This is a genomic window from Mesorhizobium sp. B4-1-3 (assembly GCF_006439355.1).
Lineage (GTDB): Bacteria > Pseudomonadota > Alphaproteobacteria > Rhizobiales > Rhizobiaceae > Mesorhizobium.
The window spans coordinates 49,933-73,506 of record NZ_VFTG01000023.1; the positions used below are offsets into that span (position 1 = coordinate 49,933).

14 protein-coding genes are annotated in these 23,574 nt (G+C 59.5%); 4 read left to right on the plus strand and 10 right to left on the minus strand.

The window, feature by feature from the left end; all coding sequences use genetic code 11:
- Positions 1-127 precede the first annotated feature (127 nt).
- From FJW06_RS23595 to FJW06_RS23605, 3 genes are read right to left on the minus strand one after another with little or no spacing between them, the layout of a single operon-like run.
- A complete protein-coding gene (locus FJW06_RS23595) occupies positions 128-1,261 on the minus strand; it encodes a DUF2235 domain-containing protein (protein WP_140755007.1) in 1,134 nt (377 codons plus the stop codon).
- Positions 1,258-2,544, minus strand: coding sequence for a hypothetical protein (locus tag FJW06_RS23600; RefSeq protein WP_140755008.1), 1,287 nt, complete (start codon positions 2,542-2,544; stop codon positions 1,258-1,260). The genes FJW06_RS23595 and FJW06_RS23600 overlap by 4 nt, the downstream gene beginning before the upstream one ends.
- Positions 2,544-4,268, minus strand: a complete 1,725-nt coding sequence (locus FJW06_RS23605) for a hypothetical protein (RefSeq protein WP_140755010.1) — start codon at positions 4,266-4,268, stop codon at positions 2,544-2,546. Before FJW06_RS23605 ends, FJW06_RS23600 begins: the two co-directional genes overlap by 1 nt.
- Positions 4,269-4,800: 532 nt before the next feature.
- Here FJW06_RS23605 and FJW06_RS23610 point away from each other — a divergent pair.
- Both FJW06_RS23610 and FJW06_RS23615 read left to right on the plus strand, forming a co-directional pair.
- Positions 4,801-8,097, plus strand: a complete 3,297-nt coding sequence (locus tag FJW06_RS23610) for a DEAD/DEAH box helicase family protein (RefSeq protein WP_140755012.1) — start codon at positions 4,801-4,803, stop codon at positions 8,095-8,097.
- Positions 8,098-8,136: 39 nt separating this feature from the next.
- The gene (locus FJW06_RS23615) at positions 8,137-9,726 is read left to right on the plus strand and encodes an LA2681 family HEPN domain-containing protein (RefSeq protein ID WP_210238992.1); all 1,590 of its coding nucleotides are present in this window, start codon (positions 8,137-8,139) and stop codon (positions 9,724-9,726) included.
- Positions 9,727-9,765: 39 nt separating this feature from the next.
- Here FJW06_RS23615 and FJW06_RS23620 read toward each other — a convergent pair whose 3' ends face one another.
- The 7 genes from FJW06_RS23620 to FJW06_RS23655 all read right to left on the minus strand — a co-directional run bounded on the left by FJW06_RS23620 (position 9,766) and on the right by FJW06_RS23655 (position 21,201).
- Positions 9,766-12,855, minus strand: coding sequence for a hypothetical protein (locus FJW06_RS23620; protein ID WP_140755014.1), 3,090 nt, complete (start codon positions 12,853-12,855; stop codon positions 9,766-9,768).
- A 1-nt stretch (position 12,856) separates the two neighbouring features.
- Positions 12,857-16,066: a helicase-related protein gene (locus tag FJW06_RS23625; RefSeq protein WP_181178526.1), complete on the minus strand. Its 3,210-nt coding sequence runs from the start codon at positions 16,064-16,066 to the stop codon at positions 12,857-12,859.
- Positions 16,063-16,596, minus strand: a complete 534-nt coding sequence (locus FJW06_RS23630; protein WP_140755018.1) for a hypothetical protein — start codon at positions 16,594-16,596, stop codon at positions 16,063-16,065. Before FJW06_RS23630 ends, FJW06_RS23625 begins: the two co-directional genes overlap by 4 nt.
- Before the next feature lie 438 nt (positions 16,597-17,034).
- Entirely contained in the window at positions 17,035-17,733 is a 699-nt protein-coding gene (locus FJW06_RS23640) for an SMC-Scp complex subunit ScpB (protein ID WP_140755020.1), read from the minus strand.
- Positions 17,734-17,737: 4 nt separating this feature from the next.
- Positions 17,738-18,691, minus strand: coding sequence for a DUF1403 family protein (locus tag FJW06_RS23645; RefSeq protein WP_140755022.1), 954 nt, complete (start codon positions 18,689-18,691; stop codon positions 17,738-17,740).
- A gap of 161 nt (positions 18,692-18,852) precedes the next feature.
- The gene (locus tag FJW06_RS23650) at positions 18,853-20,250 is read right to left on the minus strand and encodes a hypothetical protein (RefSeq protein WP_140755024.1); all 1,398 of its coding nucleotides are present in this window, start codon (positions 20,248-20,250) and stop codon (positions 18,853-18,855) included.
- A gap of 159 nt (positions 20,251-20,409) precedes the next feature.
- Complete coding sequence (locus FJW06_RS23655; RefSeq protein ID WP_246674807.1) at positions 20,410-21,201, minus strand: AraC family transcriptional regulator; 792 nt, start codon at positions 21,199-21,201, stop codon at positions 20,410-20,412.
- Positions 21,202-21,574: 373 nt separating this feature from the next.
- Here FJW06_RS23655 and FJW06_RS23660 point away from each other — a divergent pair, with 373 nt between their 5' ends.
- Together FJW06_RS23660 and FJW06_RS23665 are read left to right on the plus strand one after the other, a co-directional pair.
- Entirely contained in the window at positions 21,575-22,549 is a 975-nt protein-coding gene (locus tag FJW06_RS23660; protein ID WP_140755026.1) for a class I SAM-dependent methyltransferase, read from the plus strand.
- Positions 22,550-22,608: 59 nt separating this feature from the next.
- Positions 22,609-23,574 carry a LysR family transcriptional regulator gene (locus FJW06_RS23665; protein ID WP_140755028.1) on the plus strand — a complete coding sequence of 322 codons (966 nt, stop codon included), beginning with the start codon at positions 22,609-22,611 and terminating at the stop codon, positions 23,572-23,574.

Below are 23,574 nucleotides of genomic sequence, written 5' to 3' on the forward strand. Positions count from 1 at the left end.
GATCACAAGCTTGGCAAGATCGGACCGTATTTCGGTGGTGGCTTTTAGCGCAGTGCTGGAATTTTGAACGTAGGATCAACCGCCAATTGTTGTAATGCCGAAAGCTGCCATCGACATGTCAGCAATGTCAGCCAGCCGGCGGCCAAACTTCGGATGCCTTTCTCGATCCCCACGGGATCTCATAGCCAGGTAGTGTCCAGACACTGTCGTGGAGGATTGGATCAACTCCAGGCTCTCTCCGGCCGAAGAGATTGATGCGCCAGCCCTTGCGGCCTGTCGAGGCGTCGTAACGCCGCTTCGGCACGAACTCCGCAGCCCACCATTTCCAGGTCATGGAATTGTGAATCGGGAGATCACGGTTTTCAGCGTCGAGGGCGATTTGATGAAGTAAGGCGCCTTTAGCCGCGTCCTCCACGAGAAGCCCATGCTTCTCCGCCTCCTCAATCATCCAGCCCAATGCGATGCGCGACAGTCCGCTTTGGGCTTCCTTATAGCCACCACCGACGTCAGCATGGGCGCCGGCGAACCAGATCTGCCGAATGTCCTGCCCCTCAGGCGTTGCGGCAAGGTTGGTGCGAAAGAATGCTCGCTTCTCATCCAAAGCGACGGCATGACGGAGGACCGCGATATCAGGATTGTCGTACGTATATGGCAGAGCCGTGGGTGAACCGATCCACCCAACTGAACTGACCGTGTCCCAGACACCGACAAAATGCGGCCGGCAGTTTTGGGTCGCTAGCTCCTGTCTGAAGTCCGCTGCAAGCTTGAAGTAAGCGTCTCGACGGTCAGTGTTGTCGCGCGCTTTGTCGATTGCCCAGAACATGTCCACCAAATAGGGAACCATCGCATCATTGCCCGGCATCAAAAGGCCGTACATCTTGATCAGGGCGACCAGCACACGTGCAGTGTACGCGCCGCGGCTGAAGCCGAAAACGAACAGCTGATCACCCGGGCGGAAATACGTCATGACAAAGATATAGGCATCGACGATGTCACGCTTCAGCCCGTAGCCGATGGCAAGCCCGGCAAGCTTGGCAACCTTGGCACCAAGACCTGTTACAAATCCGGGCGGAGCCTTGGTACCGATGCCTGGATGATAATAGACAAGCTGACGATCACGATCCTTACGGAGAATGCGACACAGCTTAGCAACGTTGGTGCGGTCCTCGCTGAACTGATTGGAGGTCCCGTCGCAGCAGATGACAAGATTTCGACTGCCGGCCAGCGGATCTGCCAGAGGACGGGCTGGCTCACTGTTCATGACAAATCCAGGGAAGTTTCGTGGAAGAGTTCGTTGCCCTTCAGACTTTGCGTTGTGAAGAGCGCACTTTGGTGTTCAAGCGCCTGCACCAATGTTTGGCGGGGAACCTCAGTGCGCCGTTCTTCGTCCCCATGCTTGTGAGCCATGGTGGACATCAGAGTTTGGAGCCGCCCCGGGTTGCCCTCAACAGACCTTTGCTCGAAGAGCTCCCAGAGCGATTTCGGTGTCGCGTTTAGGCTTCCGTGATGGCCAACCTTGTAGAGATCGACCTTCTTGAGCTTCTCTCGCACGGCAGCCTGACTTAGCGCAAAGGACCAGTTCTCTATCTGAGCATCGCCTGGGAAGAGAAGGCTCTTCGACCCGCAGCGAAACAGCAGAATCAGGCTCGTGTTGTTCAGCACACTGTCTAGGATGCGCACCAGTCTCAACATCTGGTCGGCGCGCAAGCGCTTCGCTTGACGAATGATCCAGCGCGCATCGATCGGGAAATGGCCAGCGGTCTTTTCAGCCGTAAAATCGGGGAACAGTGGAGCGACCCGTTGCGCTTTCGTTGGACCGAGGGACGAAGCGGCATGCGCCATGAGATGCCAGAATTCGTCCTGGTCGCGGCTGCGCTGCTTGGTGATACTGTCCGACTGCTCGATTGAGGGTGGCCCCAAAATGTCGATCTTGACCCCGGGAAGCAGGCCTTCAAGCGCGGTCTTGTCGCCAGCTTTCGCATATTCGCGGGTAGCCGACATCGTCATTAGGTTTTCGACGGCTTCTAGATTTGCGAGATTGTTCTCGCCCATGAAGGAAAGTTCCTGGCGAAGCGCAGGCGACAGATAGCGGACGCGCTTAACCTCACTGAGGATCGCGCCAGCCACCTGTTGCATGGCGGCCAGTGACGAAACGTGGTGAGCCGAGAGCGATACTCCTCGCGGCAACGGACCCTTGGCGTCCACGGCTAGTTCCGGATCCTCTGTCCACGGCTGTAAAACAAGTTCTGGTCTCAGGTCCGCGATCGTCTTTCCCGATGATGGTCTGTGCTTCTTCGTCCCAAAGCCGGAAATGTGGTCCTTGTGGCGGTGGGTGGCGACGACCGCTAGTCTCTCGTCGTTTGTCCGTACGGCGATGTTGTTGGCGATCAGTTCGAGTTGGTTTTTCGGGACCCCGTCAGGCAATCCGGTCGAACCGAAATCGACGAGCACATGCCGCTTCTCGTTCGGATATTCGAACGAGAGCAGGAAGCAGTCGCCGAAACCCACTTGATAGGAGGTGATGACTACACGGCTGGGCTTCATCAGACCCTCTCTTGTACACCGCTACGGGCAAGGTGCAGAGCGGAGAAATTCCCTGCTTTTTTCGTGTCCAAAAGGCCTTGCTTCCAGAGATAAGCGAGCCGATCCTCTTGTCGCTTCCTGTCACCCCGATCCTTCAAAAGATGATTGGCAATCTGATACTTTAGCTGGCCATATTCGTCGAAGACCAGCGTTCCGCCGCCAAGCAGCCGCAGAGAACGCCACGATTCTATGCCATTTGGTACTTCGACTTTAAAGTCCGAACGAAGCTCGCCGGCCGTGACCGTCAGGACCTGCACATACTCAGCGATCGTCTCGCGCAAAACGAAACCGTCGGGCGCGATGCGCACGCTCGGGCGTACCGATTGCACCTCGATATAACCGATGTCGCCAATCTTTAGCGTTCTTCGGTTTTCCCAGATGAAGCGGAAGACCTCCTCGTTGTCCCGTAGCATCGAATCGAAATGTGTCCGGCTGTAAACCATCTCGTCGTCGCAGCGCAGCCAAGTGCCGTCTGTGGAAGCCCGTCCACTTGGGAGGATGCCGAAGGCCTCGAAGTTCGCCAGCAACGCGTCTCGATAGCCGTAGCGATCGTCAGGAACGACCTCGCGGTCAACGGTCAAAAGGGCAGAGAGATAGTCAGAAAATGAAAGATCGGTGGGTGGGCAATAGTCGACGGCACGAATGGCCATGGTCAGAAGATGGTCTGCCGCACGCGCACCCTCCTCTATCACCAGTGACCTGTCCTTCTGCCCGTTGACGATCGTACCGATGCGGCTCAGGCGACTGATCCATATGTCGAGAAATGACCGCAACATGGCGGCAACGAGCAGTTCGCCGCGTTTGTGGACCTCCTGGTATGCTGGATCGTCGATGTAATTCCTGCCGGGCGGCAACGTGATCGAATGGCGAAGTGCGGAACCTCGGACGCCACTTAGTTCTTGCCCCATTTCGTCTGCTAGGCGGAAGAGGACCGAGTTGGCGAGCGTGTCCCTTTCGAGCAGCGCTTGGTCGATCAATGCCCCCGCAGCTGCTCCATCGAGTGCCGCACCGACGACATCAGGAATCGCAAAGATGGAAAGGAGCGCGACAACGTCTGCTAGACCCTCATGAAATGCGCCCTGATCGGGCGCAGACGGCTCTAGATACCGCGAGCGCAGTCCATCAAGGATTGCGTGAGTAGTCTCGTGAGCAATGACATCATGCGACAAACAGGAAAAAACTGTATGCGTTTTGCCCTGTTTGTCGGGAAAGCTTTCAAAATACCCGAAGAACAACGACCGATCGTCGCGTGAGTAAAAAGCGTTTGGCTCAGCGAATGCGTGAGGCAAGATGTTGAGTTGATGGCCCTCGCACCCCCATTGCACTCGGCGGCCAAGAGCGAACTCGAAGCGCGCCAGAATGCGCATGGCAATAGCATAGACATTCTGTGCATGAAAACGCGGATCGGAGAGTAGCGTTTCGTCCGGCGCGTTCTCATACGGGTCGGTATATTCGCCTTCGAGCCCGGACGGCAGGCTCGCTGGCCGATACAGGGCATTAGCGGTCACATCATAGTCTACAACCACGACCCTATAGCCGCGTGGACCCGGCAACAGTTCTTCGGCGGGAACATCAATCGATGCTCTGACAATTCGATTATCTACTTTGACGGATGGATCTTGGGCAATGATTGACAACTGCCGGCTACTACGAAGGCTATGTCGCGTCCCCTTCACATTGCGCATGCGTACCCCCTTCCGCAAGACAAGATGGCGATAAACTTCCAAGAAAAGCAACTATCAAACTACGCGCCGATCGCGACAAACTCCTCCACGCGGAAAGTCCTGGAGGGACACCAAGACGCTCTTTGCAGCCACTGTCGGGAATCCAGCCGGGACCTTCGCAATCGACCGCGATTACCTTTTTTGCCGCCGTCGACCCAGCCGGATGGTTCCGACGACACAGCATAATCTTCTCCCGAGGCGTCGGAGCTGACTGCGGTTTTGGTGCCAGTCAGCGCCCAATTTCTGCAACAGCAAGACAGCCCAGCAAAAGCGTGGCCCTAGTGCCGATAGAGTTGTCTAGCATTTGCGAACTCCATCATTTACTGCCGCAGTCTAAGGCCGACTGCATATCCGAATGCGAAAACACATATTTCTGTTCATAACCATCAAAATCGACCAAATTCATCCTTTCTGATTCGCCTTTTCAGACTCGCCATTATTAGATGCAGACCGCACATGGAAAGTACCTCTCAACTCTCTACGACACTGGGATATGAGCCTATTTCCTGCTTGGCGTGGCACGCTTAAATTTCCAGCACTGCCAGATCGCGGCCTGAAGGTCGGCGGCAATCGCATCGTTCAGCGCGTCTTTGGCGGCGCTTCCACGAAGGCACAAATCTCACCGTCACAGATCAAGGGGCACGATCTCATCACTACGGAGCTCAGTCCTCCGTATCGCGAGATTCTCTTTCGCCGAAAGGGTGCGCGCCGGGTATCCACCCCGCTGCCCGTGGTCGCGGCACCGAGCGTCGACGAGCCCGACAACCTTCCTGAGACCTTTGAGATCCAATGGGATTCCCAAGGCGAATTGGCGACATACGCCGACACGCCGGAAAGGGTCCTGCAGTCATGGATCAACAGATTCGATTTTCGGATCGAGGACGAGGAGCACGACCTCCCGGGCTTGCGCACCCCGCAGATCGGCGCACTGCACGCTATCTCCGCCCACTTTGCAGTCGGCTCCAGTTTTGAACCAGCCACCGTCGTCCTTCCGACGGGCACCGGCAAAACAGAAACCATGCTAGCAACGCTCGTCTACCGACGGCTTGGACGCACACTCGTCCTCGTTCCCAGTGATACACTGCGAAGCCAAATCGCTGGCAAGTTCATTAGCCTTGGCATTCTGCCCATGGCCCAGGTCATCACGCACGACCTCGCCAAGCCTCGTGTCGCAATTATCACCACTGGCATAAGGTCGGCGGATGAACTGAAATCGATCATCCAGAACGCAAACGTGATCGTTGCCCTTCCGAACGTCCTCGACGCTTCGGACGCCGCGGTAGTCCGCCGTCTTGCAGACGCATGCTCGGATCTTATCGTCGATGAGGCCCACCACATCACTGCCAGCACATGGCAGAGTGTTCGGGAGCACTTCGCTGCAAAGCGTATTCTCCAATTCACCGCAACGCCGTTCCGGCGTGATGGCAAGCGCATCGATGGCAAAATCATCTTCAACTACAAGCTCGGTGATGCCCAGGCCGCCGGCTATTACCGCCCTATAAACCTCAAAACGATCGAAGAATACGGGGACGAGCAAGCCCGCGATGTCGCAATTGCCAATGAAGCCATTGCGACGCTCCGCCATGACCGGAACGACCTGAAGCTCGATCACCTGCTGATGGCGCGGACGTCGTCAAAGAACCGGGCCGAAGCGGTGGGCCGCATCTACCAGCGTCTCGCTCCGGACCTCAAACCGGTCGTCGTATACTCTGGTCCCGGGCGCAGCTTGATCAATCGCGAGGCTATGGCCCAACTCTTCGATCGAGGAGCCGACGGAGCCCGGATCGTCATCTGCGTTGACATGCTGGGGGAAGGGTTCGACCTGCCGTACCTCAAGGTCGCGGCCCTTCACGACACGCATAAGTCGCTGGCCGTGACACTTCAGTTCATCGGCCGATTCACCCGAAAAGGTCCCGCTGACAAAATTGGCGAGGCGACGGTCGTGACCAATGTTGCCGACCCCAATGCAGAAGCAAAACTCGCCGACCTCTACGCAGAAGGAGCCGACTGGGATCTGCTCATTAAGCGCTTGAGCGAGGAGAGAATTGCGCAAGAGTTGCGGCTGCAGGACGTGGTGCTTGCCCTCAAGGAGTCTGGTGATCTCCATGCCAACCTTTCGCTTTGGAACCTCCGGCCGGCGCTTTCAGCACAGCTCTTCCGGACGAGATGCGAGGATTGGAAACCACTGGCCTTCGCGTCGGTGCTTCAGAAAGACTCAGAGAGTTGGTACGCGCTCAGTGAAAAGGACGCCGTTCTGGTCGCCGTAGTATGCCGTTCTAGTGAAGTGACCTGGGGCAACTACCAGAATGTGTACGACACAATCTACGACCTCTTGATTCTCAAGTGGGATAAGGTTGCTGGAGCGCTTTGCCTCTTCGCGAGCGACTACGACGCGTTACGGTCCGAGAAGCTCGCCAAGGCGGTCACGAACGACGAGACAACGCTGGTGTCGGGTACGCCAATCTTCAACATTCTCAACAATGTCGAGCTGCCGCTAGTGAAGAGCCTTGGTTCGTCGCGTATCGGTGCAATCAGCTTCACCTCGTATTTTGGGCCAAACGTCACGGAAGGTCTCGCAAGTATCGAGAAGGCTGAATCCTCGCTAAACAACCTCGCCTGCCTTGGATACGAGGACGGAGAGCGCGTCCTCTGGGGAGGGACTCAGCGCCGCGGAAAGGTGTGGCAGCAAAAGTCCGGCACAATATCCGACTGGATAGAGTGGACCGCCGCGACGTGGGCGAAGGTCTCGTCCGAAGTTGAGAGCGAGAGCAACGTCGTGCGCGACTTCCTTCGCCCGGAAAGACTGACGAAGTCGTACTCCGCATGGCCGATATCGGCTCAATGGGGTGAGCAGGCGCAAATGCGTTTCAACGACCGGCAGTTTGTCATCTTTGGTTCGTCTGAAGTCCCTGCTTTTGCCGTTGATCTAAATCTCGGTGATGTCGGATCGAACGGCGAAATCGTCTTCCGTATCGAAAGCGACGGCGCGACATCCGAATATGCCCTCGTTATCAGCGAGGGGATTCCAGGCGGCTACCGCCACGACCATATTTCCGGCCCCCCGCTCCGATTCCGTCACGGCACGCTGCCGGCGGTCCCGCTGGAAGAATATCTCCAGAAGGACCCATTCATCGTCCGCTACGCAGACGGGACATACTCTTACAACTGCTACCACATTCCAGTGAAGCTGGACGTGGGGCTTTACCAGCGTGACAAGCTTGAAGCGTGGACCTGGGATGGCATCGAGCTCAACAAGGAATCGATGCACAAAGCAGGCGACCGGAAGACCATCCAGTTCCGGACATTCGAGCAGATTAAGGGAGAGTTTGACGTCATCTTCAACGATGACGGTCACGGGGAGGCAGCTGACCTCGTATGTTTGAAAGACGTCGACGACAATACGATCAAGTTATGCCTCGTCCACTGCAAGGGCGCTCATGAGGCGCGGGTGTCACAGGATATCCGGAACTTCTACATCGTATGCGGCCAAGCACAAAAGAGCATCCTAGCAAAGCATGCCGGGCTTCCGACACTCTATCACGATCTGAAAAGGCGGCAGGAAACCTGGGTTCGCGAAGGCCATAACCGCTTCCTGAAGGGCGAGATGAAAGGCCTTTCTTACTTCAAGGAAAAGTCGCGCCGCGCGAGACTTGAGTTCGAGATGATCATTGTCCAGCCAGGGGGCTCGGTTGCCTCCATCACCGATGACGCTTTGCGGCTGCTGGCAACAACCGAACTGTATCTGCTCAAGACCACTCAGGCGAAATTCCGGGTCGTGCTCTCGCCCTAAGTGCGACGTCACCCGACTGCGGATGAAAAAGTGAAAGCGATGATCGCGAAGCCTGGCTTCGAAGACCTGAACAAGTTTTGCGAGCGCAGCCTCACGAAGATGAACGACGCTGAGGCGATCGCGCACATTGGGCAGTTGATCGACGACTCGTTTGACGCGTCCTTTGAGCGCGGCGCCAAGCGTGCGCTCTATCTGCTGGACGAATTATCCAATCGTGGACTCGACGATACCCCCGGCGCTTTGATCGAATACTTCAGAGCCAATGCTTGGGCGACACTGTCGAATATAGCGAACGTCCGACGATCTTGGTCCTGGGAGGCGCCCGAGAGGCAGGCGGAAATGCTTGCTCTGTCGCGTGCCTCAAACCATCCTGGCTTCGCGGGCCTCGATAAGGTCCGGCGATGCCAAATTCTCACCAACCACGCGAACCTCCTCCACGAGGTCGGCCGTTCGATCGATGCGATCGCTATCTGGGATGCCGCTCTGAAGATCATCCCAAGCTTCGCAATGGCGAGCGGCAACCGCGGCTCTGGACTCAAAAGCTATGCTGGCATGGTAGTCGATAACCGCGAGCGCGCGATCCTGTCTCTACACGCATTCGACGGCCTTTGTTCGACGGTGTCCGAGGGTGCAGTCTATGATTCAGCCGATCCACAACCCGCACTCGCCCATTTCGCGAACCTAGCGACGGAACTCGCTGCGGCCGTCAATATCGACGCGGTCCGGGAGATGCAGGACTTAGATCGTGGCGATGAGGGTCGGTCGAAGTCCGAACGTGCCTATCGTCGCTGGTGCCTTAGGCACCGGCTCTTCCTGTGCCCCTTGAACGATCTCGGACCGCATTTGGCCGCAGCGACCGACGACCTAATGCTGCCGCCCCTAACCGAAAAATTCGGCGAACGCCCCGACGGCCATCTACCTCCTCCGATCATCAGCTTCTTCAGTCAGATGAAGCAGGAATATGCCTCCGCGCGCTTTATGCTATTCGAGGGGATGAGCAGCACGAGCGTCCATTTCTCTGACCGCGGCGTCGCGCTCACCGACACGCTTGACTATCCCCTATATTCATTAGCCAGCGAGCGGGTCCGCACGGCCTTTCGCACCGCCTATTCGCTGCTCGACAAGGTCGCCTTTCTCGTTGATCGCTACTGGGGTCTAGGCAAGGTGCCATACAGGATCAGCTTCAAGAACGTGTGGATGGTCGAGAACAAGGCGCGCTTGCTGCCACAGTTCGAGAAGCTGAACAATCTGCCACTGCGCGGCCTGTTCTGGTTGTCAAAAGAGCTGTTTGACGATCAACTCAAGCAGACCACAGCGGCCGATGCCCGGGAGCTGCACGGCATCCGCAATGCGCTGGAGCACACCTATCTGCGGGTGAGCGAAGGTTGGGCCAAGCCATTCGTGATCAAAGGGACGAGCAACAATGGCTTCGGTATCGCCATCGGAAGCGACGAACTCGAAGCCAAGGCGGTCCGCGTCATGCAGATGGCGCGATCGGCACTATTCTACATATCCTTCGCGATCGGCGTCGAAGAGCGGAAGAAGCAACTTGCGAAGCCCGGCCAGCTGGCTGGCTCGATGCCGCTCTATGGTCTCGACGACAGACGGAAGCGGCGCGATCCATCATAAGTCGGTTCAAGCCCATGGTGTTCGAAGCATCTTAGTCAGTCATGCTACCCTCGAATACCTGATGGCAGCGACGGTTCGTAGGTCGTCAAGATGCACTTGGGTAAAGCGCAACTGTGTTTCGGCTCCCGCGAGCTCGACCACGATTTCTGGTGTCGACGCCTCCGCGAGTTTGGTGCGAAGTTCCGAGTCTGTGATGGCATTGGCGTGCCGCCACTTTGCAGCGCAAACCGGACACAATGCGAGGTGATTTTCAGCGTGCTCCTGTTCGAGCGAATCCAAACATTCGACCGCCTCAAAATACGGAGAACCGTCAGGCCGGTTAAAGGGCATTTTGTTGTGACAGCCCTGGCAGACCATCTCAGAGAGCGAGTTTGTATAATGGTCCTCAAGATAGGTTCGCGCGAGCGTGCGCGTCTCTGAGTTGCTTGTACGGACGCTGCGCTCTCGGGCTTCGTAGGTCTTTTGAGGAGACGTTAGGGCACGCGCTGCTAGTCGTTCGGCCCGCCGGCCAGGATTGCCCGTCTCACGCTGTGGAAACTCTACTGGCTCATATGCGCGGCTGTTGATGCTGCGGACCATCTCAGCACTCAAAGCGGCCAGTGCGCCTGGGGAGAGGCCGCCGAGCTGCTCAACCAGCTCCGCTGAAAGTCCTATCAACTCGCCAGCCTGCTGGCGCGCCTTGGCCTTCTCGCCGCGCTGGCGATCCTGCTCTCCAAACCCAATCGACCTAAGCCAATCTTCATTCCCACCTATTGCGTATCCCTTGGCGAGATCGACCGCAGTAATTTCACTTGGCCTGCGCAGGCTCCCGTCCTTAGTAGGGATCCAAGCCATATCGCGTAGGATAGTCGCCATCGAGGACAGCCGCCTGCGCGCCTCATACTGCTGGTTTGGCGAAAATCGTGCGACCATCGCCGCCGCTCCCGCGTGCCGGGCCGCATCCCAGACCAGCTTCGAAATCGCCGGGTCACGACGTTCAAGCAACTCTGCCAATTGATCGATTCGGTAGTCGACGTCCACGCCGGTTCCAGTGTGTCGCGCTGACCCCCAGCCAGACTTCAACTCAGACCAACGCGGGTGAGCGTATGGAATCATCGACGACACAACCGTCAGACTGTCCTCAACGCCGCATCGTTCGAGGAACGCCAAGAGGTCTTTGCGTGGGAGAATCTTGTAGCCCTCCCACAGCGCCTCCAAGCCCCGCCCTTCTATGCTCCCATCGTAGATCCGAGAAAGACCCGACTCGAGAAAGGGCGAACCCAGGTAGACTTCGCCAGCGCAGTGATACGCTGCTTCGGCGCCAGCTCGGACAAACTTGACCCCGGCGAACGGACCCACGTCTTCCGTTTCCTTCCACCAGCGTAGGAAGCGGCGCATATGCTGAAGGTGCTGTTCGCGGTTGGGCCGCTGCGCTTCTCCTTTGTATTTCGTTCGAATGATTGCGTTGAGATAGGCGCGTTCATCGAGATCGCGAACTCCCATACGACGAAGGAATTGCTCCACATCCTTCCCGCGACCACGGCCAACCCTGATGAGGCTACGCTTAACCAGGAACAATTCACCCTGGTCGGTTTCGGAATCGAGCTCGCTCTCAACTGGCGCAAGCACCGCATGCCGCGGAGAATGGCGGCGGCCATCCTCGAGCTTTACAAACTTCATGTCGGAGATTGACGGCGCCGACCGTTGAACCTTCTGCGCGGCCTCTAAGGCCAAGTAGAAATGTTGAAGTTGCTCGTCGGTCAGCGCGTCGAACCAGATAAGCCCGCGCTGGCGCCATTGTTTGTCGCGCTCGATGAAAAGACCCTGCACACCAAAGACGTGCCGAAATGACGAAAAAAAGTCTGTGAGGCCGAAGTCCTCGATCTTGAGCGTGTTAATGAAGGCATCGGCGCGGCCATTCTTCAGTGCCGCGATGATCCAGCGTCGACCGGGCTTGTCGCAAAACTCGCCAAGCCCGGTTTCACCGAGCAGATCTCTGAGGTCTGCCGGGCCGCGAATTCCGCCAACCGACGTGGCGAACCCGCCGCTCTGGACGGGGATAAGTTCTTCCTCCGCAAACTTGGTAACGATCTTCGCCAGGATCGGAGCGAACGCGGCAGGAAGTTCATCCGAGGCATTGGGCAGCAAGTCGAGCACGCTGCGCTTCAGCATCCCACGGTCGCGCAGATCCGGCAGAGCGTCGGCGACCATCCCAGCGACCGCTTCGATCAATTCGGCATTCCAAGGATCGTCGCGTTTGATGTTGCCGCGATTGTCCGTGAGCTGAAAAGGACCATGGATCGTAAAGTGCAGGCCGGTCAGCTCCTCGGTTTCAAAAAACACCATCAGCTTTGTCGGGGCGTCCTCGGCTATCAGGTCGCCGGCGCCGTTAAGCCGGAATGCGGCCTTCACCTCGTACTGCTTGCGATCTTCGCTATACTCGACCGCGCGCGCTAGAACATAGTACCTGTCCAGACGCCCTGAACCGTCGGGTAACAGTGAGCTTATTGATCGAATTGACCCTGGTCCGTCACTGACCTCGGCCTCCCCCTTGCTTTCCCCATCGGTCCATTCGAGTCGCTTGATATGCCGAAGAAAGAGCAACGCCCGCGCTCCCGACTTCGCGAGACCCTCTCGCGCATGGGTCAGCGCGAGCTCAGCCCGGTCAGCACGGAGCGGCAGGATGATTTGCGTCGTCGCCTCGCGGTGCGTCGTTTCGATCAACTTTGGGACAACGAGATTCTCGATCGCGAATGCCAGTGACTCGTCTTCGATCAGTGAGTGGACCTCAGGCCGCTCGGTCACAACGTAGACAGATTTGAAGCCGATCCCGAAGCAACCGATCTTGTGGCCATCGTCAAGCTTCGTGGTGTTTCCGATACCGGTAATGCCCTCGATATCGTCACGATCGAATGGCCGGCCATCATGTTCGAACACGATGCGGGTTGGTTCGAGGCGAAAGCGGACCCAACTCGCCTCGGCATCTTCGGCATTCTGTAGCAGTTCGAAGATGAAGTGGCTGGGATCGGCATACTTGTCGACGGTCGCATTCCAGATACCGCGATCAAAGTTATTCTCGTGACTCGCCGAAACCCAGCGCTGACGCCTTGCGCACAGGTTGTTGAGCCAATCGTGAAACGGCGCGCCCATGTCAGTGTTCCACCCGAAGCGTTCCTGAAGCGACGCGCCGAGGAAGGATATCGGCACGTCGCTCCGCTGCGGCTAAATCCTCAAGCGCTTCGTGGCGATCGGCGTTCGCCCGCGCAAGCTGGCCCGCCCGCATGCGCCGGATGCGATCTTCTGAGGCTGCGGCGAGCTGCTCCTCGAGGATTGCAACACGCGCCCGGTGACTGGCCTCGAGGCTGTCGCGCCTGAAACGTGCAATCTCAGCGGCCTCGGCGACATGCGCTGCGCGTCGGCGTGTCCAGAGTTCGTGGTGCCAGCTTTCGAGCCCCTCGATTGTCGCACTGTCCGGCGGTGCGACGTCCGATGCATCGGCCGCTGCGGTAAAGATATCCATGAAGGCGGCGGCGACAGCCGGATCCTCCACAACGGGAACGAGCATTGCATCCTCCCGAAGGCCGCGCATTTGCCATTGGTAGATCGCAAATGGATGGTCGCCGACCGGGAGCGCCGGATCGTTCACACGCAATGTAACCATGACTTCCTCATCGCGGGCGAACGAGCGGGCTGCAGCCTGGGTGAGGGGATGGACAGGCGTGATGAACGCCAGCGAGCGATCGTCGTTTGCGGCTTCGCGATCGAAGGTCAATGCGAGGGTTTGCTGATCGCCCCGGAGCCAGGTCTCCCACTCCCGGTCAGCAAGGCTGAGTCGGGTGCCACGGGCGCGAGGCGGAACAAGCCTGCGACGGGCATCGGCAGCGAGCCGAAGGCTCTTGACCGGGCCCTGACCACTGATTGGGTTGCGGCCAACGTCCAGCGCACGCTCAAGATGGAGACCGACCAAACGCTCAATCGCGGCCGGCTCGAGCCAGCGGCTCGACGCCTCGGCAATTTCATCGTTCATGCGCGAGCGTTCAATGCGAACGCCAAACAGCTCTGCCTCGCGTTCCTCCAACGCGTCGGTTTCGATGACCTGGCGAATTTCATTGTCAGCGAGCTGTTGAAGGCGCGCCTGCCGCTCCTCATCGGTGAGGAGAAAGTCGTCGGCCACCGCCTGAAGCCGGCCGGCGATCTCACCGAGGATCGCCTCGCTGCCTCCGATCGCGCGCTCGAACACCCCTATGCGCAACAGGCAGCGCTGGAAGATGTCAAAGTCCACCGTGCCGGGCGTCACGAAATTATAGATCGCGACTGTCTGGCTGGATTGCCCATAACGATCGATACGCCCGATGCGCTGCTCGATCCGCATTGGGTTCCAAGGGATGTCGAAGTTCACCAAAGCGTCGCAGAACTGAAAATCGAGCCCCTCAGAGCCCACTTCCGACGACAGGAGGATATCGATCGCGTCAGCGTGATCAGACGGAAGAGCAAACGCCTTGCGCAATGCACGCCGATCGTCATCTGCGATCCCGCCATGAATGAGACCCACGCGAACGCCGCGCTGGCGGAGCGCCTGATCCAGATAGGACAACGTGTGTCGGAAAGAGCTGAACACGAGCAAGCGACGGTTCTGCATGCCACCCTTTTGAGTGACGATATCGAGAAGCGCCGCCAGCTTGGGATCGTCGTTGGGCAGCGCGCGCGCACGTTCCACGATAGCCGCGATCTCTGCGCGGATTGCGTCGACCCCGTCGTCACCATGCTCCAGCGCTTCGTCATCGATCTCCACGAGTTCGAGGTCGCTGAGACGTCGCGTCAGGATATCTTCGAGGAACGGCACCAGGCCATGCAGTGAACTGGCCGCCTGTCGACGGATCGTCGTCATAAGGAAGCCGAGAGGGCCGGCGCCGTGCTTCCTCAAATAAATGGCCCGCTGGAGCGCCAACAGATCGTCGTGAACGGCCTTCTGTTCGGCCGTGAACGGCACCTCGACAGTGCGCGCCTTGCGGCTCGTAAAGTTACCAATATCGCGACGGCGTGTACGACTGATCATCGACGAGAAGCTGTGCATAGCCTCAGCCGGTCGGATCAGGCGAACGCGATCTTCGTCGCTGGATGCGCTGCGCGTCGCAGCAACGAGATTGCGATATTCGGGCGAAGGCGCGAGCATCACGCGGCCCCAGTCGGTGCCGGCAGCCTCGTTGAGCTGTTGGATCGCAACATCCTGCCAGCCCGGCGCCGCGCCTCGGATCGCGGCGATCGCCGCGTTAATGGCTTCGTTTGGCTCCGCCATCCGTTCGAACGTCGGGCGGTCAATGACCAGGTCCGGACGCAGAAGGTTGAGCAGCGAGAACAGGTCGCCGGTGCCGAGCTGAACTGGCGTCGCGGTGATCAGCACCACCGCCTCAGCGTTGTCGGCAAGGATGCGCAGCCCTTGATGAAGGCTCGTGTCGGTATTGCGCGCATTGTGAGCCTCGTCGACGATCAGAAGATCGAAGCGGGGCGGTGTGTCGAGCGTGCTCAGGCCCGGTCCACGGGCGCCACCGCGACCGGGGTAGCCTTGCAGAAGCCTTTCGTTGACCAGCGAGAACGGCAGGATTGCCCGCGAGTAGCGATCCGGCCACTCACCCTCGATATCGCATTGGTCAAGGCAGTAGTGCAGTTCGTCACTGCCGAGCGTGACAAATTCCTCATCAAAACGCCGCATCTCACGATGCCATTTCTCCTCCACGACCAATGCCTTCGAACACACGACGAGCACCGAGCGCAACGGACGGCGCGCTTGCAACTCGCGAAGCAGGAGGCCCGCTTCGATCGTCTTGCCGACACCCACCTCATCAGCGACCAGCATCCGCGGCCGATCGGCGCGGATAAACTTGAGCACCGGCCGGAACTGATACGGAATGAAGTCGACGCGGCCTGCCTGAAGCGAGTACAGGTTCGTAATGCTTGGCTCGGCCAGCTGCAGAGCCGTCAAGCGCGCATTGAACTCGCTTAGCGTCGCTCGAACCGCACCGGGCGCAAGGTCGGCGCGCGTGACCTGGCTCAGGTAGAGCGTCTCAAGGCGCCCATCGATAAACACGGTGAGGCGTATCTCACGGTTACTCGGGGTGATGCCGGTAATCACACCGATGCGCGCTGGATCAGACCGCAACGCGACGGTCTCGCCGATTTTCAACGGCGGCGACGGTCTGACAGCATCGACGCGGGTCGCAATGATGTCGCGCACCTTGCGCTCCAGAGCGTCAACGTCGACGCCATGCGCGCGAGCAGTTTCGACGATCTCTTCGTCGCTGGCGTCGAGAATGCCCTCGGCAATCAGCGCAAGGATCTGATCAGAGTCTGGTGACGTCGTCATTTGATCCATCCGGGTCTGAATTGGCGTCTGAGCGTTCGGGTCATACGACGGCGGGCAGTGTCGTAGCCTGTCGCATCGAGACCAAGCTGCAGGCAGGCGTCCCTACGGCTTGTCTGTGAAAGGATATGGTGGAAGATTCCGAGCGCTGGCTCATCGTTAAGCAGCGCTTCGCGCATCCGTTGGGCGAGGTTCGCAAAGTCAAGGTCGTCCTCTGCCGCAGGAAGTTCTAAGAACTCGCCGACCTGATCTAACGCAAGTGGTTCCCTGGCGTCCTCGTGCCGCCATTGGCTTGCGATGCTGCGCATCACTTGGGAAAGAAAAGCGTGGAGCGAGATTTCCGCGGGCCATGGCCTGTCACCAGAAAGAATTCGAGCGAGGGCTTCGTTTAGAAGATCGGATGCGTCGCGGCGGCGGAGGCCACGAACCCATGTGTCGGCTAGGGCAGCAATGCGCAACAAATCGGGTTGCCGCAGTCGGCTTAGTAGCCGCCCGACTTCTTCGACTGATAGATGCTCGCGCTCGTCCGACATGAAGCTTTCTGCACGCCCCTTGCACCATTTGCGGAGCTGGAGATCAAAACGGGAAGGCCAGCGAAAAAATTTGTTTGATCTATCTAACCACTAACCGAGCACGTTAATCGTGGGAACGAGTGGGTTCCAACACGATACGGGCTGAGATGTCTTAGGCAGCTTCTTCCGGACGGCAGCAGGATTGCGTCTGATGGCGCGCATAGACAAGAAAATCCCGCCTTCATAGAAGCTAGCGGTATAATCCCGGGCGGGCTTCGAGGCATCCTGTTCCTGTCGCTGCACTACGCCGGCGGCATCAATCTGGTGATCTTTCCGGCCAATCCGGTCAACGGCGACCGTATCGCGGTCCACAACCCCGATCACCGGCGGTCGCACGACCAGTCGTCCTGGTCCTGAGCGATCGACCGTCTCTGTGGTCGCAACGCGGCAACGCCCCGCTCATGACACCTGGTCGACGACGTCGTCCTCGCCGTCGCCGTTGGGCAACCCGGCTGGGATAGCACCGGCCAGCAGCTTCTCCTTCGACAGCAGCCCGGCGTCCTCGAGCGCCTCGAAATCCGGCAGCTGGCGCAGCGTGTCGAGTCCGAACTGCACCAGAAAGTTCTTGGTCGTCACGTAGGTGTAGGGCGCGCCTGGCTGCGGCGAGCGCGGCCCCGAGGCGATGAGGTCCTGCGCGCGCAGCACGCCGATCAGATCGCGTGACACCTCCTTGCCGAAGAAGGATGACAGCTCGCCACGGGTGATCGGCTGGAAATAGGCGATGCACATCAGGACAAGCGCCTCCGACTGCGTCAGCTCTTTTGCCCGCTCGTCCGTGGCACTGCCGAAGGCGGCGTTGATGACGTCGCCAAAGACCTTTTTGGTCCGGTGCTGCCAGCCGCCGGCGACCGACACCAGCTCGTAGGGGCGGCCGGCGAGCTCGGCGCGGATGTCGTCGATGATCAGCTCGAGATTGCAGTTTTTTCCCACCACCCGCGCCAGGACCTCGCGCGGCACCGGTTCACTGGCGGAAAAGATCACCGCTTCGACGCGGCCCATCCACTCGCGCCAGCGCAGTTCTGGCGGCAGGTGCTCGAGCTCGGTGTCGAGCAGCGCCGGCTGATCGTTCGGCTTGCGGCGGGCGGAGGCTTGGCTCATCGCGCTACAGCCCAAACAGCCGGAAGCTGGCGCGACCCGACAGCTCGCGCACGGCCTCAAGTTGTTGGAGGCGTTCGAACAGCCGCCGCGCCGCAAAACGCGACAGGCTTTTGGTCGTCAGCGAGCCGGAGACGGCGTCGTCGTTGAGCAGCAAAAAGATCACATCGCCGGCGCCCTTGGCCCGCAATTTTGGTGCGATAGCGATGAGTCTTTCGGCACGGCGTGACAACTCGGCGGCCAGCCGGCAGGCGTCGGCCGCTGCTTGTACCAGGGCGACGCAGACCGCGGGATCAAAACCTTTTTCGCCCGGTCGAATGCGTCGGCTGCCGGCCTCGCCGCGAAAAGCCGGGCCAAAAGCCTGCGGCATCAGGAGCGGCAGCGGCAGCGGCCAGCGCAGAGTTTGCGCCAGCACCAGGTCGGCGACCCACCAGCCAAAAAGCTCGGCATCGGGGCGCATGGCGACGACGCGGGCGGCGATTGCCGCCGCGGCGAAGGGCGCCGGCCGCTGCGACCCCGCCACGTCTTCGATCTGCGTGCAGAGGTCGGCGAGGGCCTCGTCGCCCCAGGCGAGACCGAGCATCTCAGCCACTTTTGTCAGCCGATCGGCGCTGACTCCCAGCGGCTGCAGCGCCAGCTGGCGCCAGGCGCCAAAAACGGCGCCGGCGGGACCGGGATCGGCGCCGGCCGGGCAAAGCTGCCAGGCGTCGCGCAGAGCGGCTTCATCCTCGGCGCGGCCGGCGAGCCGCATGCTGGCGGCGGCAGATTTGAGCGCCAGCCGCTGGCGCCACGCGCCGGCCCAGGCAGGCTGCGCGCGGGCGAGCGTGTCCAGCGAAGCCAGGGCGGCGCCGGCCTGGAAGGCGGCGTCAGCGTCGCTCGGCGCGCCGGCGTTGGCGAGCGCCCAGGCCGGGATGGTCGGCGGCGGGGCGGGATTGGCGGTCGCGGGATCGAGGCGAATCATGCTTTCGAGGGTAAAATGGCCGTGCGCTTTCCGCCATCAATTTCCCCCCAAAACGCACAGCCTGTCGGCGGCCAAAAACGAACGATAATGTTGCCATATCAGTCGTTTAACTGGAATCTTGAAAGCATCGGACCCAAGCTTCCGACAGTGCGCACAGCCTGTCAGGCAAAAGCCCATTCGCCATCTGCAGCAGTGATTATGCCCTGCACCAATCTTCTATGAAGCTCGAGCCACGAAGGGTCGGTCACGAAGCCTTTTAAACTGCCACATGCCTCGGCCAGCGGAGTAGCGCCAAGGCGCCCCACAACAGCGTCCGCACCGCCGGTCGGGCTGGTCAAAATCCGCTTGCACGGATCATCGTCGCACTCAATTACCCGGTGTCCCCAAGCACCCGAAACGTCGTCAGTCGCGAGAGCTTGCCGAAGCTCGGGAGCGATGCCCGCAGCCTCGAGTGCCCTGTGAACCACATGGCGCATCAATGGATAGAAGATTGGTTGATGGCTGCCTCCGAGGACTCGCACGCCGGGCAGTATAGACACGACCAACATAGCCGTCAGGAAACTCGGAATGAGCGTACGATCTGCCAACCGCGCCACAATGTCCGAGGCTATAAAGCGGGCAACCTTCCTACCGCTCGAGGGATCGATCAAATCTCCCGCAGCGAGCCGCAGCGGGCAACGCTTGCCACTATGGTAGAACCAGAAGAAATCGGTAGCTCGCGTCAGCCACCCGCTCCAGGGACCGGTGGCGAGCCTGTCCAGTTGTGCTAGGATATTCGAAGCGAGCGCCGGCTCTTCCAGCAGACGGGTCCGCAGCCAGGAACCTGCGTCCGACAGATGGTCCGCCACCAGGTCGGCAATGTCCTCATCATCGATCTGCAGAAATGTGAAACGGCTTCCGAAGAGCTTTGGCCAAAGAACCTGATTGGCAGCCTTGATGGCATGCGCAGGCCGCCGGAATTCAACGCTCGGCAGGAGATCGCGCAGTTTCGCTGCTTCGTCTTGCGCGCCCGGCTCCGCAGGCACCAGCTCGAACCGGTAGGATCCGGGCCCACTCAGAAGATTGTAGCCGACCATTTGGCTTCGGCTGAGGCCGAAGACGTTGACAGGCCTGCCGCCAACGGCGAGCCAACCGGGTCCTTTGCGCGATCTCTCAACGAGGCTTACCGTTGAGACCGCGTAGGAGACATAAGTCGAGCAGCCGTGCGCCGCGAGGCCGAGCATGCTGAAGATATGCGTGTAATATGCTTCGGGATCGACGAGCAGAAGCAGATGTGGCCCTGTCTGCAGCACGCGCCGCCGTTCCATATCTCGGCGGATTTCCGCGGCAGCATCGGCGGACAGCCCAGATCGCCCCGCCGCTTTCCCGATGACGCCCAACAACTTGTCGAGGGCCTGCCTCCGGACCTCGGGTATTGACCCCGATGCCGGCGGCTCGAACAGCCGGAACGCATAGTCGCGTACCGGCCGGGAGCGAAGCGGCTTCATCCAGGGATAGAGCGCCTCCAGGGCTTCGAGGACTGCCCATTTCGCACCCACCTCCTCCGTTGACTTGTCCACCTCACGATCCGTCCTCTTCTTCCGGGTGCCGTGCCGACCCAGCGCCGATCTCAACACCGCTCCGACGCTGATCGGCGCATCCATAGGTTCCGACGCCGAAGCACGCTTTGCGGCTGCGTTGCGATTTTCAAATTCTTGCTGCCAATCGATAGGGGTGGCCTAGATTCTGCATCTGCGCCGGAACTCCATGGGTGAAACGCCGAACGCTTGCCTAAAGGCATTGGTGAAGTGGCTTGAACTCCCGAAACCGCACTCAAGCGCGATCTCGGTTGCCGAAAGGCTGGTCGATCGCAACATGCCGGACGACTTCTCCAGGCGGCGCTCAGCGATGAATGCGTGCGGCGTCTTGCCTGTCGACTGCTTGAATGCTCTGCAGAAATGGAACCGGCTGACACCAAGTTCCTTTGCCAAAGCGGCAAGCGTAAGGTTTTCGCCCGACAGCGATCCCATCATCTCCATCGTACGCTTGAGGTCGAATGAAGACAGACCGCCTTTCAGGGATTCATGATAGGCGCCATTCAGCCTGACCATCTGCACAAGCAGTTGCTTGGCCTGCCCCTCCACCATCGCGGCGCTGAGCGGATCAGGTTGCTTGAGCTCGATCGCGATCCTCTGCAATGCCATTTCGACGAGACCGTCTCGAAATCCGATCGACGGCGGCAAAACCGTCTGGCGGTGTCGCACCGCTTCCCCAAACATTTCTTCCGCGAACTCCTGCTCAATGGAGACCAGCAGGAACGAGGCTGTCTCGTCGCCCTCGTCCCAACCGGTCCAGTCAATGCCCGCGGGCACGAAGACGACCGAGCCGGGATGGCGCGATGAAAAGGAGATGCGGCGTCCGTCGACGAAGTTCTCGCCGTTGCGCGCAGTGCCGTGCAAATTCAACAGAAACACATGACCCGGGAAAAAGATCTTTGTCTCCTGGCGCTTGAGGCCGGTTCTCTTGACCATGTCCACCCGCACCTGTCCCCAGCTTTCACACTGATGAGCAAGCGTCCGGTGCTGCGAAGGACGCATCTGGTTCGGATCAAAGCCAAGCCACGCGCGACTCAAAGCGATTCCCGTACTTCCGTTACGTCAGTTCTTTTGTTTAGCCGAACCTTCGATTGCCAAACAATTCACAGATAACCCGTGGTTGGTAGAAGATGTGTCTTTATCGAAAAAATAGCAACCAACGGAAAGCCGCCAGTAGCCAGCTTCCCTACGACTTGCCTCAGTCAACGCCCCACCCGACAGAATATTAGACTGTTCTTAACCTCTGTCGGCACCGCTCCGTGGGCGCATTGGCATCTCACCATCTCGACGGGTGTAGAGGCATACTGCGATGCGCGGACTCGATGACTTCCTGGCTGAATGCGAGCAAGCCCCACGCATCAACGAACTCGCCGGCTTCTTTGCCGCGACCGCCGCAGGCAAGAATGGAGTTCCTCTGCGCAAACCCGTGGCGGACAATCGCCTGCTGCCGCGGGACGAACTTCTGCGCGACCTGGTCAGCCTGCACGCGGCGCGGCAAGGCTTTTTCGACCAGCACTATCACGGCAGCATTCCCTACAGGCTGGAGGAGGAGTGCCGGATGGCCTATGCGGTCCTGAAATACGCTCGCCACCGCAACGGACCGCTCTCGCTGTACAGCCTCGGAACGGCGGAAGGCACAATGGCACGGACGCTATCCGAACTGTCCGAAGGGCAGATACGAACCTTGTCGTGCAGCCCGAACCCGGAGAACTACGAATGTTTCATGGCGTATGGAGAGCCGGCGCATGCCGACTTCTTCATTGGCCCCTTTCATAGGCTGACCAAGGACGTTCTCGCCTCCACGCCACGGCTGGCGGATTTCAAGCCCGGCTTCGATATGATCCTGGAGGACACCACGTTTCAAATGTACTCACCGAACAGGCCGGGGCAGATCGAGTTCGTAAGCCAGCATCTGAAGCAGGACGGGATCTTCGTCTTCGTCGAGAAGTTTCGGGCGGCCGAGGAGACGGACTACAGGCTCCGTGAATACCAGAAGGATTTCGGCTTCAAGGCGCGCTATTTTCCTCCCGACGAGATCGAGAAAAAGAAGGCCGCCGTTCTGAATACCATGTTCGGCAATGAGGTGACGTTGGCGGCAATGGCTGAGGCCATAAAGAAACATTTCAGCTACTGCGTGCTGACGTGGAACAGCGGAAACTTCTACAGCCTTGCGGCAAGCAACTGCGAGGAAAACCTGAGCCGCTATGTTTCCCAGATGGGGAACCCCGCCATTCCACACGAATATGTCTACGAGGCCAGCCTGCAGGGCGGCTCAGCGGCTTGACCTTGCGGCCGTGCCGGGCCGGCTGGTCCAAACAACTCTGTCCATGAGGCCTCCGAGCCTTGAAGCAGGCCAGCAACACTTTGCGCCGCCTGGACCATGTGTTCGCAGCTGTCGACCATGGCAGCCTCAGGCAGGCGGCAAGAGCGCTCAGGGTTAGGGAATCCTGTGTCAGCCGCAACATCGTCGCAATCGAGCAGGCGCTGGACATGCAGCTGTTCGATCGCGATGTGCATGGCGTGCGGCTGACCGAAGCGGGCCGCGCCTGGACGGATCGCGTGCGGGTCCACTACGAGGGCTTGCATGACGCACTGGCCGGTGCTGATCGCAGCAATCAGGACGCTACGGCCATAAGGATAGGATTGTGCGGCCCGATCGGGCGGGCGTTCGTGGCCCGCCTCGTCGAGCGTTTCCACCATCTGTATCCGGGGGTGGGTGTCGCCATCGAGGATGTTGCACATGACGAGTGCCTGGCAGCAATACGCCGCCGGCGCCTCGACATCGTCTTTGCGCACGGGCTCCACAACGCTGCCTCATGCCGAACCGAAATATTCGCGAAGGAGCGCTTGTTCGTTCTCCTTCCCCGCGGCCATTCGCTCGCCGACAGACCTGCTCTAAAATGGCAAGATCTCGCCGGCATCAGCCTGCTGGTCTCGGCCCCATCGCAGTTGGACCTGCACTTGCAGGAGCATAACGCCGCCACTGGCGGGCCTGCTGTTCAGATATGTCGCGCCAGCGAAGCGACGGTCATCCTCAAGGTTCAGCTCGGGCTCGGCGTCACCCTGGCGGGCGAAGGCTTCGCCAGAACAGTCGCCATTGATGCGGCCGTGTGGAAACCACTCGAAGGCCACGACAGCAGCTGCTCCATCCAGGCGATGTGGCTGGAATCGAACCCCAAGCGCGCGCTCCTGCGGCTCGTGGGGACGGCTCGGAACATAGCGTCGACAATACCGCTCAAGCCGGCAACGGGAAGCGTAAAACCCGCGCCTCAGGCTGCCCCGAACATCGATCGATGCCGTGACTCGTGA